Source organism: Saccharothrix ecbatanensis (assembly GCF_014205015.1).
Taxonomy (GTDB): domain Bacteria; phylum Actinomycetota; class Actinomycetes; order Mycobacteriales; family Pseudonocardiaceae; genus Actinosynnema; species Actinosynnema ecbatanense.
The window spans coordinates 583,697-604,154 of record NZ_JACHMO010000001.1 but is presented as its reverse complement, the minus strand read 5'-3'; the positions used below and the strand labels follow the sequence as shown (position 1 = coordinate 604,154).

The window sequence follows — 20,458 nt, the reverse complement described above, 5'->3', positions numbered from 1 at the left end:
AGAGCGCCCCTCCGCAGCGTGCGGAGGGGCGCTCTGTCGTCTGTCTATTGGTTTTCAGGCTGTACCGTGTTCCGGCTTTGCAGGTCCGGCCGTTGTCCAGTCGAGCAGGTCGGCGATTTCGACCGTCTGCCCGGTACTGCCGATCCGGTCGTGCCATTCAGCCAGTTCCGGCATTGCATCCTGCCAGCCGTCCGGCAAACGCCAGGCAGCCGACCATTTGCCGTCGGCCCGTTTTCCGACCGCGAAGGTGAACCCCAATTCGAGCCACCTAAGGCGTCGGTCTTCCGGGGACATACCCGCTAGCTCCTGTTGCCAGGTTCGATCGGTTGGAACCCACTGCACGCCGCCTGGATCGGCCGGAAGCGCCCTGAGCGTGTCGATATCGGCCAGAATCCGATTACCATCATTCATGATCCGAGTGCGGTCTTCCGACGACTTGGCCCGCGCCACCCCGGACATCAACTTGCCATATTCCCGTTCCAGCTTGGCTATTTCGTTCGCGTGGCTGGTCGGCGGCAAAACGATGCGTTCCCGGACCGGAACCATAGCGAAGATTTTGTAGAAAGCCTGTTCGGCCAACGGTTCGATCTCCTCGGCCCGCATGGATGGACCATGCTTGCGCGTAGGACAACGCCAGTACTGGTATTCGTATTCGATTGTCGTGCCATCGTTACGCTTCCGCTTCTGATGGGCGATACGGTGCCATAGGGGTTCGAGGCATTCCGGACACACCAGGACACCGGAAAACTGGTACGGCTGATTGCTGCCTCGCGTCTTCCGTCGCGCCTTTTCTTCCAGCCGGGCAGTTATCTCCGCTTGTTCGGCGGGCTCGAAGATGCCCAACTCGACAAGGTCCGGATGTTCGAGCAAGCGACGGAGCGGGGTTCCCGTCCACTCGTACCCCTTGAGTTCCACCGTTGAAAAGTTTTCTCCGCGCCGTTCCGCCGATAGCTGCAATTGCCGGTCCCTTGGGGACACAATCTTGTTTTCGGTCAACCAATCGCACATCTCCGTGAGACTCTTGCCCGCCCTTGCCATCTTGGACAACGCGTGAAGAATCTTGACCGCATACGGATCGAGCCCGAGAATCCAGCCCCCACCGGGCAACTCCACCGGCATGGTGCCATAGATGTGCCCCTCACCCGACCAGCGCCCCGCTTCCTTGAGCCTCGCCTTCGCATCACGGAAACGCTCTTTCATCCGCTCGCGTTCCATGCGAGCGAACGCGGCGATCAACGTAATCAGGAATTCCGACATCGAGTTACTGGAGTCGATGCCTTCCGCAATGCATACCAGCCGCTTTCCCCGCGCCCTCAGCCACTCCAGCAGGGTAAGCGCATCCATGACATTGCGAACCAGCCTGTCCAGTTTGGACACGACCAGCGTTTTCCACGGCATCGGGGCCACGTCCGACAACCAGAGTTTGAGCCCGTCCCGCTTGTACGGTTCCAGATCGCCGGAAACGTGCAGGTCTTCCACGGTTTCCACGATCGGGACGCCGTAGGCGTTCGCCCACCGGTGTGTGTCCCGCGTCTGGACCTCGCTTGACGTGCTCTCGTCCGTGAAGTGCGACTGTCGGACATAGCACAGCGCCGCATCGTCGTCCGGGGTGAACGGGACGACTGGACTCCGGTCGCTGGTCTGCCTCTTGAACCGGGGCCGCCGCTTCCGGGGTGTCGGTGCGCTCATGGTCGGTATCCTCGCTGGTAGACGCCGCTATCGACTGTAGTTGGCTGACCAACGTGGTGGGACCACGAGGTGGAGAACAACTACGCGAACCTGGTGCGCGCCAACACTTCCCCGGCCGGCGACTTCAAACTCCGCCGTGCGGCCGCGTACAAGGCGTACTACGAGCACATGCCACTGCGTGCCGCACAAGCGCCGGTCGCGGAGAACATGCAGCTGTACCGCCGCGTCCGCTGGGGCAGCCTGGCCACGTTCCACATGCTCGACACCCGCCAGTACCGCGACGACCAGGCCTGCGGTGACGGCACCAAGGTGTGCGCGGACGCCTCCGACCCGGCCCGCACGCTCACCGGCGCGACGCAGGAAGCGTGGCTCCTCGACGGCATGCGCCAGAAGCTCGGCACCTGGGACTTCCTCGGCCAGCAGGTCTTCTTCGCGCAGAAGCTCGCCTCGGCGGACGGCGCGAAGTCGATGGACTCGTGGGACGGCTACACCGCCAACCGCGACCGCTTGCAGCGCGGCTGGGACGCGGCGGGTCTGCGCAACACCGTGGTGCTGACCGGTGACGTGCACCGGTCGTGGGCGAGCAACCTGATGGCGAACTACACCACGCAGGACCGGATCGTCGGCACGGAACTGGTCACCACGTCGGTGACGTCCGGCGGCGACGGCAGCGCCACGGACAACGGCCTGTCCAGCCTCAACCCGCACGTGAAGTTCTACAAGAACCTGCGCGGCTACGTCCGGACCGTCACCTCACCCACCCAGGTGAACGTCGACTTCCGCTTCCTGGACCGGGTCACCACGCGCGACTACCCGATCAGGACCCTGAAGAGCTACGTCATCCAGGCAGGCAACCCCGGATTGCAGGCGCCATGAAGAAGCTGACGATCATCACCGCGGTCGCGCTCATGCTGCTGGGCGCCGGCACCGCGTCGGCGGCGGCCACGTGGATCGCCGCGAACAGCACGGCCACCGGCGACCAGGACAACGCCGCCGTGTCGGCCGTGCGCAACGGCTGGACCGCCGTGGTCTGGGAGGACGACCGCGACAGCACGACGCCGACCGACCCCGTGCACAGCGACGTGTGGGTGCGCCTGTTCAAGGACGGCGTGTCCCGCTACGAGAAGAAGCTGTCCACGGGCGGCACCGGGAACTGGCGGCACGTGCAGCCGGACGTGGCCGTGCACGACAACGGCACCGCGGTCGTGGTGTGGGCCGACGACGGGGACGGCAACGGCTACTACAACATCCAGGTGCGCGAGCTGGGCACGACCGGCACGGTCACCGGTTCCGCGCGGGCCAACGCGAACACGGACGGCCAGCAGCTCGACCCGGCCGTCGCCGCCGACCCCGACACGAGCGGTTTCGCGGTGGTGTGGGAGGACAAGCAGTCCACCACCAACCCGACCGTGCGGATCGCCGGGTTCGCCTCCATCACGTCGAAGACGTACGAGGCGCAGGTCAACACGACCGGCGGCACGCACCAGCGGCCGGACGTGGCCATGGGCGCGGCGGGCAACGCGATCGTGGTGTGGGACGAGGACGGCGACGGCAACGCGTTCTTCAACATCGGCCGCAAGGTCCTCACCCCGGCCGGTGGCGTGAAGGTGGCGCAGGGCGCGGTCAACGCGAACGGTGGCGGGCAGCAGCGGCGGCCCGTCGTGGCGGCGAACTTCAACGGCGACCACGCGGTGGCCTGGGAAACCGACCACACCGGCACGGCGCAGGTGGCCGTGCGGTCGTTCAACGCCGCCGGCACCGCCCGGATGGCAACCGACACCCTCCTCGCGGGCGTCGACCCGCAGATCGGCATCGACGACCAGCTGAACGTGGTGGTCTCGTCCGTCGAGGCGCAGGACGTGGTGACGCAGGGCCTGAACCCGGACGGCACGGTCGCGGGCAGGCTGCCGCGCCAGCCGACGGTCTCGACGGCGACCGGGCGACAGGACGAGCCCGCGCTCGGCGTGGACGGGTGGGGCCGGATCACCATCGCCTACACCGACGACAACGACGGCAACGGGTTCGACCAGGTCTACCTGGGCACCGGGCTGGTCAACAGCACCTGGTGACTCACGCTCGCGGCGTGCCTCCGCCTCCTTCCACCGGGGGCGCGCCGCGACCGGCCTCGTACTGCTTGGCGAGGCGTTTCGGCGCGCGGCACAGCCAGGCCTCGGTCACCAGCTCCTCCAGTTCCGGCACGGTGATCTCGTCCAGCCGCACCAGGATCGCGGCGTAGCCGTCGAAGTGCGGCGTGGTGAAGTAGACCGCCGGGTCGTCGGCCAGCAACGCCTCTTTCGCGCCCAGGTCGGGCACGCTCGCCGCCAGCACCGGACCCTCCGGCGCGTCCGGGCCGAGGGCGGCCAGGTCCGCCTTGCGCAGAGGTCTTTCCCACGTGAACGCCTTGTCCTTCACCCGCCAAGCGGGCCGTCCGTCGTAGGAGGGGCGCTCCGTGACCTCGGGCAGCGCCGACGTGAGGCGGTGAACGTCGTCCCAAGTAGCCATGCCGGGGACGATAGACGCGGGGTCCGACACTTTCAGGTTGACAACCCAGCCCGGAGGACAGCCGGCATAAACGTTGGCAAGACCAACGTGTTCGATATACCGTTGGCGTCACCAACATTGGTGAGACCAACGGAGCCGACCAAGATGATCACGCCCTTCACGCTCGACGTCCCCCAAGCCGACCTGGACGACCTGACCGACCGGCTGACCCGCACCCGGTGGCCCGAGGAACTGCCCGACGCCGGGTTCGACTACGGCTTCCCCCTCGCCCACGTCCGCGCCCTGGCCGACCACTGGCTGCACACCTACGACTGGCGGCGGCACGAGGCCGAGCTGAACGCGTTGCCGCAGTTCACCACCGAGATCGATGGCCAGCGCGTGCACTTCCTCCACGTCCGGTCGGCGAACCCCGACGCGCTGCCGCTCGTGCTGATCCACGGCTGGCCCGGCAGCGTGCTGGAGTTCCTGGACGTCATCGAGCCGCTGTCCCGCGACTTCCACCTGGTCATCCCCTCGATCCCCGGCTTCGGCCTGTCCGGCCCCACGAAGGAGCGCGGCTGGGACATGCACCGGGTGGCGCGGGCGTTCGCCGAGCTGATGGACCGCCTCGGCTACCCGCGTTACGGGACGCAGGGCGGCGACTGGGGCTCGAACATCGCCAGGGCCATGGCCGTCGCCGCGCCCCGGAACGTGGTGGCGGTGCACGTGAACTACCTGCCCACGCCGCCCGTCGACGGCGTGGGACTGTCCGAAGAGGACAACCGGCGGCTGGACCGGATCAAGGCCATGATGCGGAACCGGCCGGGCTACCAGGTGCTGCACGGAACCCGTCCGCAGACCATCTCCTACGCGTTGACCGACTCCCCCGTTGGCCAGCTCGCGTGGATCGCGGAGAAGTTCACCGAGTGGACCGACCCCGACTCGAAGATCGACGTCGACCGGATCCTGACCACCGTGATGCTGTATTGGCTCACCGGCACGGCGGGCTCGTCGGCCCGGCTGAACCGTGAGACGGGCGTGGTCTCGAACGCCTGCCCCGCGCCGCTCGGCGTCGCCGTGTTCGCGCACGACATCGTGCTGTCCGTGCGGCCGTTGGCCGAGCTGACCTACCGGGTCGAGCACTGGAGCGAGTTCGACCGGGGCGGCCACTTCGCCGCGATGGAAGCGCCGGACCTGCTCGCCGACGACATCCGCCGCTTCTTCACGGGCCGCTCGTAACCGTGAACCGCTACAACACCAGCGAGATGCCGGTCGCCGTGACGACCACGGCGACCGCCGCGTCCAGCACCCGCCACGCCGATGGCCGGGTGAACGTGCCGGACAGCCATCGAGCGCCGAAGCCGAGCGCGGTGAACCAGAGCACGCTGCCCGCCATCGCGCCGGCCCCGAACCACCAGCGGTCGCCGCCGAAGCCGGTGGACGCGGTGCCGAGCAGCAGCACGGTGTCCAGGTACACGTGCGGGTTGAGCCAGGTCAGCGCCAGGCACGTGACGATCGCCGCGGACGCCGCGCCGCCCAGTTCCAACGCGGCCGGCCGGAGCACGCGCCGTGCGGCAAGCACTCCATAACCGACCAGGAACGCGGCACCGACCCACCGCACCACCGTCAACGCGGTCGGCCACGCGGTCAGCGCCGCACCGACACCGCCGACGCCCAGCGCGATGAGCAGCGCGTCCGATCCCGCGCAGATCGCCACGATCGCCGGCACCTGCTGCCGCAGCACCCCTTGGCGCAACACCAGGGCGTTCTGGGCGCCGATCACGACGATGAGGGACAGTCCGGTGCCAAGCCCGGCGAGCAGCGCGTACGTCACGCCACCGACGGTATGAACCTCGCATCGATAAGGCCAGCTACGGTTTCTTACGTATCATTAGCAACTGTGATGATGGATCCGGAGTGCGTGCGCACCTTGCTGGCCGTCGTGGACGAGGGCACGTTCGACGCCGCCGCCAAAGCGCTGCACGTCACCCCGTCGGCCGTGAGCCAGCGCATCAAGCTGCTGGAACAACGGACCGGCCGCGTCCTGCTGGTGCGCTCCAAGCCCGCGAAGCTGACCGACTCGGGCGCGGTGATCGCGCGGTACGGGCGGCAGCAGGCGTTGCTGGACCGGGACGCGCGGGAGGCGTTGGGGCTGATCGAGAACCCGACGCCGATCCCGGTCGCGGTCAACGCCGACTCGTTGGGCACCTGGTTCCGCCGCGTGGTCAAGGAGCTGGCCACCGACGAAGGCCTGGTGCTGACCGTGCGGCGGGACGATCAGGACCACACCGCCGAACTGCTGCGCCAGGGTCTGGTCGTCGGCGCGGTGACGTCGTCGCCGCAGCCGGTGCAAGGCTGTGTCGTCCGTCCACTCGGGAGCATCCGCTACCACGCCGTTGCCACCAAACAGTTCGCGCGACGCTGGCTGTCCGACGGCCGTCCGCTGCACGACGCGCCGGTGATCGTGTTCGACGAGAAGGACGACCTCCAGGACCGGTTCTGCCGCGAGCTCTCCGGCCACAACGCGTCGGCCCATCGCCACCACCTGCCGGACGGGCACGTGTTCGAGGACGCCGTGGTCGCGGGCGCGGGGTGGGCGCTGCTCACCGAGCACCAGATCGCCGCGCACCGCAGGCTCGTCCACCTCGCCCCCGAGAAGCCGGTGGACGTGCTGCTGCACTGGCAGCAGTGGAAGCTCGACTCGCCGCCGCTGGCCCGCGTCGCGGACGCCGTGTTCCGCGCGGCCGCGGCAGAGCTGCACTGAGCACTCCTCACTTCCAACCTCGACCGGGTGACCCACGCCACACCTCATCCCTCACCGACGGTCGGGCGATCAGTTTTCGGTTCTGGCGGTGTCCATCCCTGTGAGGCCTTGCATGAGGCCTTGTGCAAGGACCACCAGGAACGGAAGGAGCCGCCATGCGACGCACGCCGCCGACAGGGGAAACCGGCACCCGGCGCACGCCCGAGGACCTGCTGGCGACGGCACGGGCAGGCGACGGCGAATCATTCCGCGAGTTGATCGAGCCGTACCGCCGTGAGCTCCAGGTCCACTGCTACCGCATCCTCGGCTCCGTCCAAGACGCCGAAGACCTGGTCCAAGAGACGCTCCTGGCCGCTTGGAGCGGCATCGGCGGGTTCGAGGAACGCTCGTCGGTCCGCACCTGGCTCTACCGGATCGCGACCAACCGCTGCCTGAACGCACTGCGCGCCGGCTCACGTCGGCCGCACGAGTACGCGGCCTACCGGTCGGAGGTCCCGTTGCCCGAGCCGTCGCACCGCCAAGCGGAACCGAGCTGGTTGGAGCCGTACCCCGACGTGCTGCTCGACCAAATCACCGACCACGTGCCCGGCCCGGAAGCCCGCTACGAGGTCCGGGAATCGGTCTCACTGGCGTTCCTCGCCGCCCTGCAACAACTGCCACCGAGGCAACGGGCCGTGCTGGTGCTGCGGGACGTGCTGGGATTCCGGGCCGCCGAGGTCGCCGGCATCCTCGACACGACCGAGAACGCCGTGACCAGCGCGTTGAACCGGGCACGAAGCGCACTCGCCCACGAGCTGCCGGTCCGGGAAAGCGCTCCGCTGCCGAACTCGCCACAGGAACGCCGGATCGTGGACGACTTCGTCCGCGCGTTCGAATCCGGCGACGTCGACGCGATCGTCTCGATGCTGACGGACGACGCCCGGCTGACCATGCCGCCCATGCCCCTGGTGTACCAGGGCCTGGACGACGTCCGGCACTTCCTGGCCACGGTCGCACTGCGCAACGGCGGCCGGCACGTGCTGATCCCGACCCGGGCCAACCGCCAACCGGCCTTCGGCTGCTACCTCCGCGACCCGCGCAACCCGATCCTGCACGCGCACGGCGTGCTCGTGCTGAGCCTGACCGGCGACCGGATCACCGCGCTCACCCGCTTCGTGGACAACTCCCTGCTGACCGCGTTCGGGCTCCCGCGGTCGCTCCGCGTCTGAAAGCTCCGCGTCCCAGAAACTTGAACCACAAGGAGAAACGGTGAAAACCGACCGCGGACGGATGACGTCCGAACAGGCATGGGTGCTGGGCCTCGCTTCACTGGCGTCGTTCATGATGGCGCTGGACAGCCTCGTCGTGTCGACCGCGTTGACCACGATCCGCCAGGACCTGACCGCATCGCTCGAAGACCTCGAATGGACCGTCAACGCCTACAACCTCACGTTCGCGGTGCTGCTGCTGACCGGCGCGGCAGTGGGTGATCGGTTCGGGCGCCGACGGATGTTCGTCGCCGGGCTGGCGGTGTTCACGCTCGCCTCGGTGGCCTGCGCGCTGTCCCCGGACATCGGCGCCCTGATCGCGGCACGGGCGTTGCAAGGCGCGGGCGCCGCGATGGTGCTGCCGCTGTCGCTCACCCTGATCAGCGCGAAGTTCCCGCCGCAACAACGGGGCAAGGCGATGGGCCTCTACCTGGGCCTGACCGGTCTGGCCACGTTCAGCGGCCCGTTCATCGGCGGCGCCATCGCCGAAGGGCTGGCCTGGCAGTGGATCTTCTGGCTGAACCTGCCCGTCGGTCTGGTCACGATCGCGCTCACCAGCCGGCGCGTCGCCGAGAGCTTCGGTCCGAACAACCGGCTCGACCTGGTCGGCGTCGTGCTGGTGACCTCAGGCGCGTTCGGCATCGTCTGGGGTCTGGTGCGCGGCAACGCGGCGCGCTGGGCGAGCGCGGAAGTGGTCGGGGCGCTGGTCCTCGGGCTCGCGCTGGTGGTCGCCTTCGTGCTCTGGGAACAACGCACGAAGGCGCCGATGCTGCCGATGCGGTTCTTCCGGCAGCGGGCGTTCGCCACCGCCAACCCGGCGAACTTCCTCGTCTTCGCCTCCCTGTACGGCACGATGTTCTTCCTCGCGCAGTACTTCCAGACCGTCCTCGGTGAAGGGCCGCTCGTCGCCGGGCTGATGCTGATGCCGTGGACCGCGACGCTGATGGTGTGCGCGCCGATCGCGGGCCGGTTGGCCGACAAGCACGGCGAGCGGACGTTCGTGGTCGGCGGGCTGCTGCTCCAGGCCGTCGGCATGGGCTGGATCGCCCTGGTGGCCGACACCGACACGGGCTACCTCGAACTGCTGCCCGCGCTCGTCCTCGGCAGCGTCGGGGTGACCATGGCCATGCCCGCGGCGCAGAAGGCGGTGGTCGGCTCGGTGACACCGCAGGAGATCGGCCAGGCGTCCGGCGCGTTCATGATGCTGCGGATCTTCGGCGGGGTGTTCGGCATCGCGGTCACCGTCGCCGTGTTCGCCAGTGTCGGCGGCTACTCGTCGCCCGAGGAGTTCAGCGAGGGGTTCTCGGCCGGGATGGGCGCGGTCTCCGCGTTCGCGTTCGTCGGCATGCTCGTCGCTCTCGGCATGCCGGTCAGGCGACCGGTGCCGCAGGTCGGCGTCCCAGCACCGGTAGGACATTAAATTGGCCGGTCGTCACGGCTCTCCCATCACGTGACGACCGGCCGTTGACACCGCTGGGCGCTTACTTCACGCCGCCCGCGGTCAAGCCCGCGATAATCCTCCGCTGGAACAGCAGCACCACCACGACCAGGGGCACGGTCACGATCACGCCCGCGGCCATCTGCGTGCCGAACGGCTGATCGAAACCATACGCCCCGGTGAACCGGGAGATCGCGACGGTGGCGGTCTGCATCTTGCTGTCGTTGACCATCGACAGGGCGATGATGAACTCGTTCCACGCCGCGATGAACGTGATGATCGCGGTGGTGAAGACGCCCGGTGCGGCCAACGGCAGGATGATCTTGCGGAACGCCTGGCCGCGGGTGCAGCCGTCGACCATCGCCGCCTGCTCCAGCTCCGCCGGCATCTGCCGGAAGAACGCGGTCAGGTTCCACACCGCCAGCGGCAGCGCGAACGACAGGCTGGGCACGATCATCGACTGGTAGGTGTTGATCCACCCGATGTCGGTGAACAGCGCCAGCAGCGGCACCAGCAGGGAGATGCCGGGGAACATCGACGTGGCGATGATCAGCGCCGCGACGATGTTCTTGAACCGGAACTGCAAGCGCGCCAACGCGTACGCCGCCGAGACGCCGATGATCAGCGTCAGCACCGTGGTGACGCCCGCGACGACCAGGCTGTTGAACAGCGACCGCCCGAACCCGACCTCGGGCGTGAACACCGCCGCCATGTTGTCCAGGGAGAACGGCGACGGCAGCGGCGTGAGCTCGAACTGGTCGGAGGGACGGCGGAACGCCGACACCGCCATCCAGTAGAACGGCGCCAGGCAGTAGACCAGGATCAGCCCCAGCCCGGCGAACCTCAGCACGCCCTTCATTTCCGCGACCTTTCCCGTGCCTCGCCGATCACGTCCGCGCCCAACAGCCGCACGAACACGAACGCGACGACCACGACGTAGACGAACAGCACCGTCGCGTACGCCGCGGCCGGTCCGAACCGGAGACTCGACGCCTCGTCGAAGGCCACCATGGACAGCGTCTCCACCGATTCCTTGCGGTTGCCGATGAGCACGAACGGCAGGTCGAACATCCGCAGCGCGTCGAGCACCCGGAACAGCACCGCGACCAGCAGCGCGGGCTTCACCAGCGGCAGCGTGATCCGCCAGAACTGCTTCCACGGTGACGCGCCGTCCACCTTGGCCGCCTCGTAGACGTCGGTCGGGATGATCTGGAGCCCGGCCAGCACCAGCAGGCCGACGAACGGCGCGGTCTTCCACACGTCCGCCAGGATCACCGCGAGCTTCGCGTGCCAGCCCTCGGTGGTCCACAGGATTTCCTGGCCGATGATCGAGTTGGCCACGCCGTCGGCCTGGAAGATCCAGCGCCACAGCAACGCGGACACCGCCGTCGGCACCGCCCACGGCACCAGGATGCTGGCCCGGACCACACCGCGCCAACGGATCGCGTGGTGCATGACCAGCGCCATGCCGACACCGATCAACACCTCCAGCGCGACCGTGATGACGGTGAACACCGTGGTGTTGCCGAAGGCGTTCCAGAACCGGCTCGCCGCCTCACCCGCGAAGATCGAGGCGTAGTTGTCGACGCCGACGAACTTCGAGCCCTCGACGATGAATCCGCTCTCGTCGAGGTCCGTGCCTTCGCGGAACACCGACTCGCGCAGGGCCGCCACCAGCGGGTACCCGACCACCAGGGCGAGCACCACGAACGTCGGTGACAGCAGTGCCAGGGCGAGTCGCCCCGCGCCCGAGGTGGCACCCCGGGCGCGGCGGACGACCGTCGTCACTCGACCCCCTCGGGTCGGCTGCGGACCGCTGGCCGCGAAGCGATTCGAACCTTGCCGGGAGCACCTCGGCGAAACCGGGGTGGACCAGGCACGCGGCGCGCAGGGGAACCGACCGCGCCCATACCCATCGAGCCTCCATTGTTAAACTGACCTTCATGCGAACGGCGTATCGGTGCCGGGCCCATCCGGACCAAGAGCAGATCGCGATGCTCAGCCGTACGTTCGGTTGTGTGCGTCTGGTGTGGAACAAAGCTCTCGCCGAACGGCGGCGGCGCCACCACGCCGGAAGTGAGCGGACGTCGTACAAGGAGACGGACGCCGCGCTGACCCAGTGGAAACGCACCGAGGACCTGTCTTTCCTGTCCGAAGTGTCCTCGGTGCCGTTGCAGCAGACCTTGCGCCACCAGCACGCGGCGTTCCAGAACTTCTTCGCCGCCCGTGCCCGCTACCCGCGCTTCAAGTCCCGCAACGGAAGGCAGACCGCGCACTACACGCGTTCCGCATTCCGGATGCGCGACGGCAACCTCGTGCTGGCCAAGACCGCGGCACCGCTGGCGTTCGTGTGGTCGTTCGACCACGTGGATCTCGCCACGCTCGATCCCACGATGGTCGTCGTGTCCCGCGATCCCGACGGCCGCTGGTTCGTGACGTTCGCAGTGGACACCGACGACCCGGAACCGCAGCCTGCGACGGGCCACGCGGTCGGGGTCGATCTCGGGGTGAAGCAGTTCCTCGTGACCAGCGACGGTGACCAGGTCGCCAACCCCCGCCATCTGGAAGCCAGGGCTCGGAATTTGGCACGCCACCAACGTAGGTTGGCCCGCTGCCAACGCGGGTCGAACAACCGGCGCAAAGCCAAGACCCGACTTGCCCGCGCTCATCGGAAGGTCCGCGACGCGCGACGGGACTTCCTGCACCGCACCACGACGAACCTGGTGCGCTCGGCGGATGTGATCGCCATAGAGGACCTGGCTGTCAAGAACATGGTCCGGAATCGTCGCCTTGCCCGTGCCATCTCTGACACAGGATGGGGCGAGTTCCGGCGCCAGCTCGACTACAAGGCCGCACGCGCCGGACGCACCCTCGTGGTGGTCGACCGCTGGTACCCGTCCAGCAAGAAGTGCTCTGTCTGCGGACACGTGTTGGCGCAACTGAAACTTTCCGTCCGGCACTGGACGTGTCCGGACTGCCGCACCCGACACGATCGGGACCTCAACGCGGCCCGGAACATCCTTGCGGCTGGTCGAGCCGTAGCCCGAGGCGACTCGGGCGATGCCTGCGGAGCTGATGTCAGACGGCAAGGGCCCTCCCTTCCGCTATCGGCGATGAAACAGGAAACCCCCATCGCGAGGTGCGGCGCGTAAGCGCTACGCGCCGCACAGCGCGTGGGAACTCCAGCCCTTCACTTATGGGCAGGGGAAAGTCAATTGATCAGTTCTTCGAGCTTGGCCTGCAACTCCTTCAGCGCCACATCGCTGGTCTTCTCGCCGGTCAACGCGGCGTAGGCGGCTTCCTGGATGGCCTGCGTGACATCGCCGTAGCGGACCGCCTGCGGGCGCGGCTTGGCCGAGAGGATCGACTCCTTCAGCGTCGGCAGGTACGGGAACTGCTTGATCAGCTCGGCGTCGTCGTACAGGCTCGCCAGGGTCGGCGCCTGCGAGGTGGCCAGCAGGTTTGAGCGCTGCGCGGCCTCACCGATGTAGAACTTGATGAAGTCCAGCGCGGTGGCCTTGTTCTTGCCGAAAGCGGAGATGGCGAAGTTGTGGCCGCCGAGGGTGGAGCTGCCGGCGCCCTTGATGCCGGGCAGCGGCGCGACGTCGAACTTGCCCGCGACCTGCGACGAGCCGTCGGTCTTGCCGGCCAGGTTCCACTGGTAGGGCCACTGGCGGTGGAACACCAGCTCGCCCGCCTGGAACGCGCGGCGGCCCTCCTCCTCCTTGTACGTGATGGCCTTCTGCGGGATCACGCCGTCCTTGAAGCCGGCGACCAGGGCGTCGAGCCCGGCCTTCGCCTCGGGCGTGTTCACCACGGGCTTGCCGGTCGCGTCGACCACGTCACCGCCGGCGGAGTGCACGGCCTCGTCGAAGTTGACCGTCAGGCCCTCGTACTTCTCGAACTGACCGGCGTAGCAACCGATCGCGGGCTGTGCCGCCTTCACGGTCTGGCACGCGGCGATGAGGTCGGCCCACGTCTTGGGCGGCTGCACGCCCGCCGCGTCGAGCAGGTCCTTGCGGTAGTAGAGCAGGCCGCCGTCGGAGAACACCGGCGCCGCGTAGAGCTTGTCCCGGTACTGCGCGGTCTTCACCGCGGGCTCCAGGAACTTGTCCAATTCGAACTGGTCCTTGGGCAGCTCGACCACCCAGCGGTTGGCGGCGAACTCGGCCGTCCACACCACGTCGAGGTTGAGGATCGTGTACGCGTCGGACTTGACCTGCGCGTTCTGCACCATCTGCTGACGCTGGGCGTCGGCCGACTCGGGCAGCTCGATGATCCGGACCTGCTCGTCCGCGTGCTTGGCGTTCCACTCGTCCACGAGCTTCTGCATGTTGCCGGACGTGTCCTTGCCGGTGGCGAACGTGACCTCGCCCCGACCTTCGAGCGCACCACTGGGCTGCTCGCCGCCTTCATTCCCACCACTGCCACACGAGGCGAGGAGAACTGCCACCCCCAGCGCCGCAGTCGCCCGCAACGCTGTTGTCCGTACGCCCATCACCGAACTCCCATCAATTCACATCTTGCTCTGTCAAGCGGATCGGGGCGCTGCCGCGGCTGATGATCTCACCCGGCAGCACCACACCCCGATCGCCGTTCGCGCTGTCCAGCAGGTCCACCACGGTTCTGGCGAACCTCTCGACGGGTTGCCGCACCGAGGTGAGGCCACCGTCCACAACGGAAGCCAGCGGCGAGTCGTCGAAACCCGTCACCGCGACGTCCGTGCCGGGCCGGAGCCCTTGGCGGCGCGCTTCACGGAGCACACCTACAGCAAGGGGGTCGGTCACCGCGATCACCGCGTCCGGAGGGACTTCGGTGTCCAGAAGCACCCGCATCGCCGCGCCGCCCGCTTCTACGGTGTCGGCGACGGCGAGCGCGAGACGGTCCGAGGGCAGGTCCAGGGCGGTGCAGCCGGCCTTCCAGCCCCGCATCCGGTCGAGGTTCTGACCGGTCACACCGGCCCTTCCGACGAACGCGATTCGACTGCGGCCCAGATCGCACAGAAGGGTAACCAGCCGGTAACAAACGCCGGCGCCGTCGAGGTCCACCCAGGGGCCGGGTTGGCGGCCGTCCCAGGTCCGGCCGAAGGACACGAACGGCACGTCCCGATCGGCCAGCCACCGGTGCCGGCAGTCGTGGTCGACGGTGTCGACGAGCACGAACGCGTCCACCGCGCGCTGGGCGACGAGGTCGGCGTAGACCTCGATGCCGGTGCCGGTGAACAGCAGCACGTGCCGGCCGGAGCGCTCGATCTCGGCGGTGAGCAGGTGCAGGAAGCGGTCCATGAACGGGTTGGGCGTGTCGCGGGCCGGCAGGCAGTAGCCGATCAGGCCTGCGCGGCGGGTGGCGAGGTTGCGGGCGTTGCGGTTGGGCCGGTAGCCGAGGTCCTCGATCGCCGAGCGGACGCGCTGCCGGGTGACCGGGTCGACCCGGTGCGGCGCGTTGAGCACGTTGGACACGGTCTGGCGGGAGACGCCGGCGTTCAGCGCGACCTGGCGGATCGTCACCGGACCGCCGGGACGTGCCATGTGCCTGCTCCCCCTCCCGCCGACACCGGTGACGGAGAGCGCACGATGGCTCACCCGACCGCCGTTTGACCGCTCAAAGGCGGCGGCCACTGTGTCCCGCGCCACACAGCGGTGTCAAGGAGTGGGACGGTCTACGTGACCGGACCGCAACGGAGGTGTGTCCTGGCCGGCGCGTTCACACCCGGATCACCTCGACGCCTCGTTCACGGAACCGGCGCACGTCCTCCTCGGCCGCGTCGGTGTCGGTCACGAGGGTGTGCACGCGGGTGATCGGGCAGACCTCGGCGAACGCCCTGGTGCCGATCTTCGACGAGTCCGCGACCACGACCACGCGCTGGGCGCGTTCCGCGAGCATCCGGTCGACGTCCGCCGCGCCCTCGTGGTGCGCGTAGGCGCCCGTGTCCGGGTCGATGCCGTCGACGCCGAGGAACGTCACGTCGAGGCTCAGCCCGCTGAGGATCTTCGCGGCGAGCGGGCTCGTCAGCTCGTAGGACTGCGGTCGGGCCACGCCACCGGTGACGACGAGCTTCACCTGTGGCCGCACGGCGAGTTCGTTGGCGATGTTCAACGCGTTGGTGACGACGGTGATCAGCCCGTCACCGGTCGCGCCGCCGACGTCGGGGCTCGTCATCAACGCCCGCGCGACCTCGGTCGTGGTGGTGCCGCCGTTGATGCCGACCACCGCGCCGCGGCTCACCTGCCCGGCCGCCGCACGTCCGATGCGCTGCTTCTCCCCCGCACGTAGAACAGTCTTGTAGCGCAACGGAAGGCCGTAGGCGACCGAGTGCGCCACCGCGCCGCCGCGGGTCCGGGTGAGCAGTTGCTGACGGGCCAGGTGGTCCAGGTCCCGGCGGACGGTCGCGCCGGAGACGTCCAACTCGGCCGCGATGTCGTCCACCTCGACCCGGCCCCGATCGGCCAGCAGTTCCAACAGCAGGTTCAGCCGCTCGTACCGGTTCACCGCGCCACCTCCCCCGAAGTGAACGCACACTACAGATGCCCCGTTGCGAACGGAACCGCTTCAGTTGACGTCCGTCAACGTGGTCCGGATGGCCAGCGCCGCGCCGGAACGCGCCCATTCGCTGAAGTTCCACGGCTGCGCGTCGAGGTCGATCAACGCGGTGTCCGCCTCGTAGCTCGCCGCGATGCCGTCGGCCACCCGGTCGGCCGACACCTCGTACAGCGGCAGGCCCTCACCGGTGAGCAGCACCTTCTGCGGGTCGACGAGGTTGGCCACCGTCCCGATGAGCATGCCGAGCGCGTAGCCCGCGTCGTCGAACACCCGCTTGGCGTCCGGGTCGCCGGCGAGCGCCCGGTCCACCGCTTCCTCGTATGTCGGCTCGCCCAGCTCGCGCAGCATCACGTGCGTCATCAGGTAGCTCGACGCGCAGCCGCGGTGGCCGTAGCCGCACACCGGTCCGCTCGGGTCGACCAGGATGTGCGCGATCCGGGGCGGCAACCCGTGCGAGCCCTCCACCAGCCTGCCACCGATGATCAGCCCGCAGCCGACGCCCGCGCCGACGGTGATCAGCACCATCGACGTCAGCCCCGCGCCCGCGCCGAACCAGTGCTCGGCCGACGTCAGCGCCTGCACGTCGTTGTCGACGGCGGTCGGCACACCGGTCGCCGCGGCCACCAGGTCCCGCAGCGGCACGTCCGTCCAGCGCAGGAATCCCGCCTCCACCACCACGCCGTCGCGCACGATGCCGCCGAGCGTCACGCCGATCGCCGTCACGTCCCGGAACGCCGCCGCTACGTCGGCGATCTGGGCGACCACGTCGGCCGGGTCGGTCGAGCGCAGCGGTTCCTCGGTGGTCTCGACCACCGTCGCGGTGAGGTCGGTGACGGCGGCGAACAGCCGGTCCGCGGTCAGCTTCACGCCCAGGAAGTGGTGCGCCTCGCCGCGCACGTGCAGCATCTCCGACGGCCTTCCGGTGGACGACCGGAGTTCCGTGCCGCCCTCGACCAGCAGCCCGTGCACCACCAGCGTGCGGGTCAGCCTGGTGAGGGTGGGGCGGGACAGGTTCAGCCGCTCGGCGATCTCCGCCCTGGGCATGGCCCCGTGGATCAGGACCTCCAGCAGCACGTCCCGCGCGACCTCGGGCAGGTCCGGCCAGGACGGGGTGGTGCGAGCGTTGGTTCCCGAGGGCACCGCCCGAACATACCTCGCCCCGTCCCGGCCGGATCACCGAGAGCGGACGGCTAGCAGATGCTCTGCCTGCTGTTGACGAGCGTGTTGTTGCGGAAGGTGGTGTTGGTGCCGCACGGGCTCTCGGTGATGGCCGAGTTCGTGACGGTCAGGTTCTGGACGAGGATGTCCCGGGTGACCGGGAACTCCGTCCGCGCCGCCAGCCGGATATCACCCGGACCGGTGACGCTGCCGCTCTGCGCGGCGAGGTTCACGTTGTAGCAGTTCTCGATCAGGATCGAGTTGCTGCCGGTCTGCGCGATGTCGATCCGGTCGATCTGGAGGCCGCCGCTCTCCGAGACGCAGAAGATGCCGCGACCGCCGCCGCGCGCCTTGACCGTGCCGACCCGGACGTTGATCGGGTAGCTGCTGCCGACCCGGCCGTTCCGGTTGGCGGTGCGGAACGCGGCGTAGCCGGTGCCGGTGCCCGCGTTCTCGGCGTCGACGGTGCCCACGGTGGCGTTGATCGTCTGGTTGAGCAGCAGGCCGGATTCGCCGACGCCGCGCGCCACCACCGTGCCGATGGTCAGGCCGTCCACGCCGTAGGTCTCCACGGCGTGCGAGCTGGCGCCCGACACGTAGGCGTAGTCGATCCGGACGTTGCGGGTCCACTGGCTGGTGTCGCCGCGGTTGTCGATGCGCACGCCCAGACCCCTGGACAGGCGCATGTTCACGTTGCCGATCACCACGTTGGTGACGTTGCGCATGAAGATGCCGTACAACGGGGTGCCGGTGAGGGTGAGGTTCTGGACCTCGATGTCGCGGACGCCGCGCGCGTAGACCGGGGCGTAGTCGCCCGAGCCGGTGCCGGTGACGTTGATGGTGCCGCACAGGTCGATCGTCGTGTAGCTGCGCATCGAGTACCGCTCGCCCGCGGGGATGGAGCCGGACGCCCGGACGACGATCCGCTCCTTGTACGTGCGGTTCGCGGTGAGGCTGTCGTTGGCGGCCTGCATCGCGGCGCGCAGGCTGCTGCCGCTGTAGACGGTGCTGCCGCCCCGGCGGGCGGTGAAGCTGCTGCCGGACCCGGTCACCTCGGCCTGGTACGTGCCGTCGCCGCAGGCGGCTTGAGCCTCCGGCGCGGTGACCTGGAGGAGCGCCGCTGTCAACGCTGACACGGCGAGGAGTGCTTTCATGGGCTGATCTCCCAATGTTGGTAAGCGCTTTCCATGCGGCGGCGTAGGCGAGCTTAGGGTTACTTGCGGCACATGGGAAGAGCGGCGGCGGCCCACCGGGGGACGTGGTGGGCCGCCGGCCGAGTCAGTTCTGGGAGCGTTCCCAGAACGGCTTGTAGTGAAGCTGACACCCGGCACCCCCGTCAAGGGCCTGTCTCACCAGGATGGGCAGACCCTTGACCGGTACAGACCCGCTACTTCAGATTGGGCAACTCGTCGCGCGTGACGACGTAGCTGTGGTTGTAGACCTTCTGGAGGTGGCTGACCGAGTTGCTGACGGTCAGGTGGTTGCCGTGCCAGGTGCCGAACAGCACCCAGCGCGTGCCGGTGGAGACCAGCCGGTCCGGGTCCGGGATGGGGCCGTTCTCGTGCAGCGCGATCGGCACGGTGGTGCCGACGATGTTGCGCACGGAGTTGTACATCGCGTTCAGCGGGTCGTAGTTGCCGTCACCCGCGTAGGTGTCCGCGCCGCCGATGTCGACGTACTGCTTGCCCGGGTAGAACGACGCCTGCGGCTGGCCGTTGTAGCCGTGCAGCCAGACGAGGTTGTTCAGGCCCTTGGTGTTGGTGAAGTAGTCGTACATGAAGCGCCACAGCCGGTTGTACTGCGAGCCGCCTTCCTTGCTCCACCAGAACCACGTGCCGCCGGCCTCGTGGAACGGCCGCCAGATGACCGCCGCGCCCGCGTTCTCCAACTGCTGCAACGAGGCCGCCGCCCCGTCGAGCCGCTGCATGAACGAGTTGTACTCGGCCGTGCCGGGGGTCAGGACCGCGTTGATGGACACCGTCATCTGCGTGCCCTCGTACGTGTCCGGCTTGGTCGGCGCGCCCATGTGGTAGCCGACCATCGGGATGCCGCCGGCGTTCCACCACGCGATCGCGCGCGAGGCGTAGTCCTTGGAATCGCCGTAGTCCATCGCCCGGATCGCCGGCAACTTGCCGGTGTTGTTCCGGATGTGGTTCATCTCGTAGTCCGGGCCGCCGATCCAGGTCGACTCCTGCTGGCCGGACAGGATGTGGTTGCCGTACTGCGAGTAGACGTAGCAGAGCAGCTTGCGGGCCTGGGCGGTGGCGTTCGGGTTGATCGGGTTCACCGTGCACGTCGGGCCCGGGTTCGAGCCGGCGCGCCACTGCTGGTTGGTCTGCCCGTTGCAGTTCCACAGGTTGACCGCCGTGCCGTTGGCGGTGGCCTGGCCGTTCACGTCCAGGCACAGCCCCGACTGGGTCGCGGTGATGCTGCCGTTCGAGTTCAGCCGGAACTTCTGGTTCGCGCCGCCGTTGCAGTCCCAGATCGCCAGCCGGACACCGGGCGTCGTGGAGGCGTTCGGCACGTCAAGGCACCGGCCGCCGTTGAAGACCCGCAGCTCACCGGCGGCGGTGAAATCCCAGCCTTGGTTGGACTGGCCGTTGCAGTCCCAGATGTCCACCAACGCGCCGTTGGCGTTCGACCCGCCGACGACGTCGAGGCAGCGGTTCGAGGCCACCCCGACGAGCGGGGCGGGTGCGGCGTTGGCGGGCGTGCCGACCAGGGTCAACGCGGGAACGGCCAACGCGAGGGCGAGCATGGCTCTGCCCAGGCGACGAAGAGCGCGCATCCGATCTCCTTTGATCATCGCGGACGGCGGCGGAAGGGCTCGTGCCCGAGCCGCCACCACATCGTTAAGTCCACGATGAAACAAAGTCAACACCGTACCCGCCTACCGGGTGACGATCTACGCGATGGCCGGAGCTGGACACGCGCAGCAGCTGCTCAGCGACGAACGACCCGACGCCGACGCCCGTCCCACAAGACGCAGAGGCCCGATTTGACATGGGTTCGGGTGCCATAGGCTGGTCGAAGCCGGGCAGGCTTGGCGGACGCTCTTCCCGCCATGCCTGCCCGGCTTCGGCCTGCCTGGGGTGCCCGTACGGGCCCCATGTCAAATCGGGCCGGACAGAACCACCAAGC

At 68.4% G+C, this 20,458-nt stretch carries 17 protein-coding genes and 1 pseudogene; 7 read left to right on the top strand and 11 right to left on the bottom strand.

Annotated features, from left to right (window positions below):
* Positions 1–54 precede the first annotated feature (54 nt).
* Entirely contained in the window at positions 55–1,689 is a 1,635-nt protein-coding gene (locus tag F4560_RS02760; RefSeq protein WP_184915753.1) for a recombinase family protein, read from the bottom strand.
* A gap of 63 nt (positions 1,690–1,752) precedes the next feature.
* Here F4560_RS02760 and F4560_RS02755 point away from each other — a divergent pair.
* A pseudogene (locus F4560_RS02755) lies at positions 1,753–2,565 on the top strand (alkaline phosphatase D family protein); the annotation flags it as partial.
* Positions 2,562–3,758 carry a hypothetical protein gene (locus F4560_RS02750; protein ID WP_184915750.1) on the top strand — a complete coding sequence of 399 codons (1,197 nt, stop codon included), beginning with the start codon at positions 2,562–2,564 and terminating at the stop codon, positions 3,756–3,758. The pseudogene F4560_RS02755 and the gene F4560_RS02750, both read left to right, overlap by 4 nt.
* A gap of 1 nt (position 3,759) precedes the next feature.
* Here F4560_RS02750 and F4560_RS02745 read toward each other — a convergent pair whose 3' ends face one another.
* Positions 3,760–4,191, bottom strand: coding sequence for an MmcQ/YjbR family DNA-binding protein (locus tag F4560_RS02745; protein ID WP_184915747.1), 432 nt, complete (start codon positions 4,189–4,191; stop codon positions 3,760–3,762).
* 144 nt (positions 4,192–4,335) lie between these two features.
* Between F4560_RS02745 and F4560_RS02740 the strand changes: the two genes are divergently transcribed.
* Positions 4,336–5,409, top strand: coding sequence for an epoxide hydrolase family protein (locus F4560_RS02740; protein ID WP_184915745.1), 1,074 nt, complete (start codon positions 4,336–4,338; stop codon positions 5,407–5,409).
* Between the two features lie 10 nt (positions 5,410–5,419).
* Here the strand turns inward: F4560_RS02740 and F4560_RS02735 are convergent, their stop codons facing one another.
* The gene (locus F4560_RS02735; protein WP_184915742.1) at positions 5,420–6,004 is read right to left on the bottom strand and encodes a LysE/ArgO family amino acid transporter; all 585 of its coding nucleotides are present in this window, start codon (positions 6,002–6,004) and stop codon (positions 5,420–5,422) included.
* A 69-nt stretch (positions 6,005–6,073) separates the two neighbouring features.
* Here F4560_RS02735 and F4560_RS02730 point away from each other — a divergent pair, with 69 nt between their 5' ends.
* From F4560_RS02730 to F4560_RS02720, 3 genes are all read left to right on the top strand, one after another.
* Positions 6,074–6,934, top strand: a complete 861-nt coding sequence (locus F4560_RS02730) for a LysR family transcriptional regulator ArgP (protein WP_184928855.1) — start codon at positions 6,074–6,076, stop codon at positions 6,932–6,934.
* A 155-nt stretch (positions 6,935–7,089) separates the two neighbouring features.
* Positions 7,090–8,142, top strand: a complete 1,053-nt coding sequence (locus F4560_RS02725) for a sigma-70 family RNA polymerase sigma factor (protein ID WP_184915739.1) — start codon at positions 7,090–7,092, stop codon at positions 8,140–8,142.
* 40 nt (positions 8,143–8,182) lie between these two features.
* Entirely contained in the window at positions 8,183–9,601 is a 1,419-nt protein-coding gene (locus tag F4560_RS02720) for an MFS transporter (RefSeq protein WP_312868243.1), read from the top strand.
* A 61-nt stretch (positions 9,602–9,662) separates the two neighbouring features.
* Here F4560_RS02720 and F4560_RS02715 read toward each other — a convergent pair whose 3' ends face one another.
* Both F4560_RS02715 and F4560_RS02710 read right to left on the bottom strand, forming a co-directional pair.
* Entirely contained in the window at positions 9,663–10,478 is an 816-nt protein-coding gene (locus tag F4560_RS02715; protein ID WP_184915737.1) for a carbohydrate ABC transporter permease, read from the bottom strand.
* Positions 10,475–11,407 carry a carbohydrate ABC transporter permease gene (locus F4560_RS02710; protein WP_184915733.1) on the bottom strand — a complete coding sequence of 311 codons (933 nt, stop codon included), beginning with the start codon at positions 11,405–11,407 and terminating at the stop codon, positions 10,475–10,477. The genes F4560_RS02715 and F4560_RS02710 overlap by 4 nt, the downstream gene beginning before the upstream one ends.
* Before the next feature lie 155 nt (positions 11,408–11,562).
* Here F4560_RS02710 and F4560_RS02705 point away from each other — a divergent pair, with 155 nt between their 5' ends.
* Positions 11,563–12,771, top strand: coding sequence for an RNA-guided endonuclease InsQ/TnpB family protein (locus tag F4560_RS02705; protein ID WP_184928853.1), 1,209 nt, complete (start codon positions 11,563–11,565; stop codon positions 12,769–12,771).
* A gap of 59 nt (positions 12,772–12,830) precedes the next feature.
* Here the strand turns inward: F4560_RS02705 and F4560_RS02700 are convergent, their stop codons facing one another.
* The 6 genes from F4560_RS02700 to F4560_RS02675 all read right to left on the bottom strand — a co-directional run bounded on the left by F4560_RS02700 (position 12,831) and on the right by F4560_RS02675 (position 20,105).
* Positions 12,831–14,117: an ABC transporter substrate-binding protein gene (locus F4560_RS02700; protein ID WP_184915730.1), complete on the bottom strand. Its 1,287-nt coding sequence runs from the start codon at positions 14,115–14,117 to the stop codon at positions 12,831–12,833.
* Positions 14,118–14,130: 13 nt separating this feature from the next.
* Positions 14,131–15,147 carry a LacI family DNA-binding transcriptional regulator gene (locus F4560_RS02695; RefSeq protein WP_184915727.1) on the bottom strand — a complete coding sequence of 339 codons (1,017 nt, stop codon included), beginning with the start codon at positions 15,145–15,147 and terminating at the stop codon, positions 14,131–14,133.
* 175 nt (positions 15,148–15,322) lie between these two features.
* Positions 15,323–16,108: a DeoR/GlpR family DNA-binding transcription regulator gene (locus F4560_RS02690; RefSeq protein ID WP_184915725.1), complete on the bottom strand. Its 786-nt coding sequence runs from the start codon at positions 16,106–16,108 to the stop codon at positions 15,323–15,325.
* 60 nt (positions 16,109–16,168) lie between these two features.
* The gene (locus F4560_RS02685) at positions 16,169–17,299 is read right to left on the bottom strand and encodes an ROK family protein (RefSeq protein WP_312868241.1); all 1,131 of its coding nucleotides are present in this window, start codon (positions 17,297–17,299) and stop codon (positions 16,169–16,171) included.
* A gap of 50 nt (positions 17,300–17,349) precedes the next feature.
* A complete protein-coding gene (locus F4560_RS02680) occupies positions 17,350–18,471 on the bottom strand; it encodes a right-handed parallel beta-helix repeat-containing protein (RefSeq protein ID WP_184915723.1) in 1,122 nt (373 codons plus the stop codon).
* A 233-nt stretch (positions 18,472–18,704) separates the two neighbouring features.
* On the bottom strand, positions 18,705–20,105 hold the full coding sequence (locus F4560_RS02675) for a glycosyl hydrolase (protein WP_246477705.1): 1,401 nt from the start codon (positions 20,103–20,105) through the stop codon (positions 18,705–18,707).
* Positions 20,106–20,458 lie beyond the last annotated feature (353 nt).

Excerpts from the sequence above, each read along its gene's own strand:
- F4560_RS02745 (WP_184915747.1), bottom strand. The coding sequence starts at position 4,191 with ATGGCTACTTGGGACGACGTTCACCGCCTCACGTCGGCGCTGCCCGAG.
- F4560_RS02675 (WP_246477705.1), bottom strand. The coding sequence starts at position 20,105 with ATGCGCGCTCTTCGTCGCCTGGGCAGAGCCATGCTCGCCCTCGCGTTG.
- F4560_RS02700 (WP_184915730.1), bottom strand. The coding sequence starts at position 14,117 with ATGGGCGTACGGACAACAGCGTTGCGGGCGACTGCGGCGCTGGGGGTG.
- F4560_RS02730 (WP_184928855.1), top strand. The coding sequence starts at position 6,074 with ATGATGGATCCGGAGTGCGTGCGCACCTTGCTGGCCGTCGTGGACGAG.
- F4560_RS02760 (WP_184915753.1), bottom strand. The coding sequence starts at position 1,689 with ATGAGCGCACCGACACCCCGGAAGCGGCGGCCCCGGTTCAAGAGGCAG.
- F4560_RS02750 (WP_184915750.1), top strand. The coding sequence starts at position 2,562 with ATGAAGAAGCTGACGATCATCACCGCGGTCGCGCTCATGCTGCTGGGC.
- F4560_RS02695 (WP_184915727.1), bottom strand. The coding sequence starts at position 15,147 with ATGGCACGTCCCGGCGGTCCGGTGACGATCCGCCAGGTCGCGCTGAAC.
- F4560_RS02705 (WP_184928853.1), top strand. The coding sequence starts at position 11,563 with ATGCGAACGGCGTATCGGTGCCGGGCCCATCCGGACCAAGAGCAGATC.
- F4560_RS02725 (WP_184915739.1), top strand. The coding sequence starts at position 7,090 with ATGCGACGCACGCCGCCGACAGGGGAAACCGGCACCCGGCGCACGCCC.
- F4560_RS02680 (WP_184915723.1), bottom strand. The coding sequence starts at position 18,471 with ATGAAAGCACTCCTCGCCGTGTCAGCGTTGACAGCGGCGCTCCTCCAG.
- F4560_RS02715 (WP_184915737.1), bottom strand. The coding sequence starts at position 10,478 with ATGAAGGGCGTGCTGAGGTTCGCCGGGCTGGGGCTGATCCTGGTCTAC.
- F4560_RS02740 (WP_184915745.1), top strand. The coding sequence starts at position 4,336 with ATGATCACGCCCTTCACGCTCGACGTCCCCCAAGCCGACCTGGACGAC.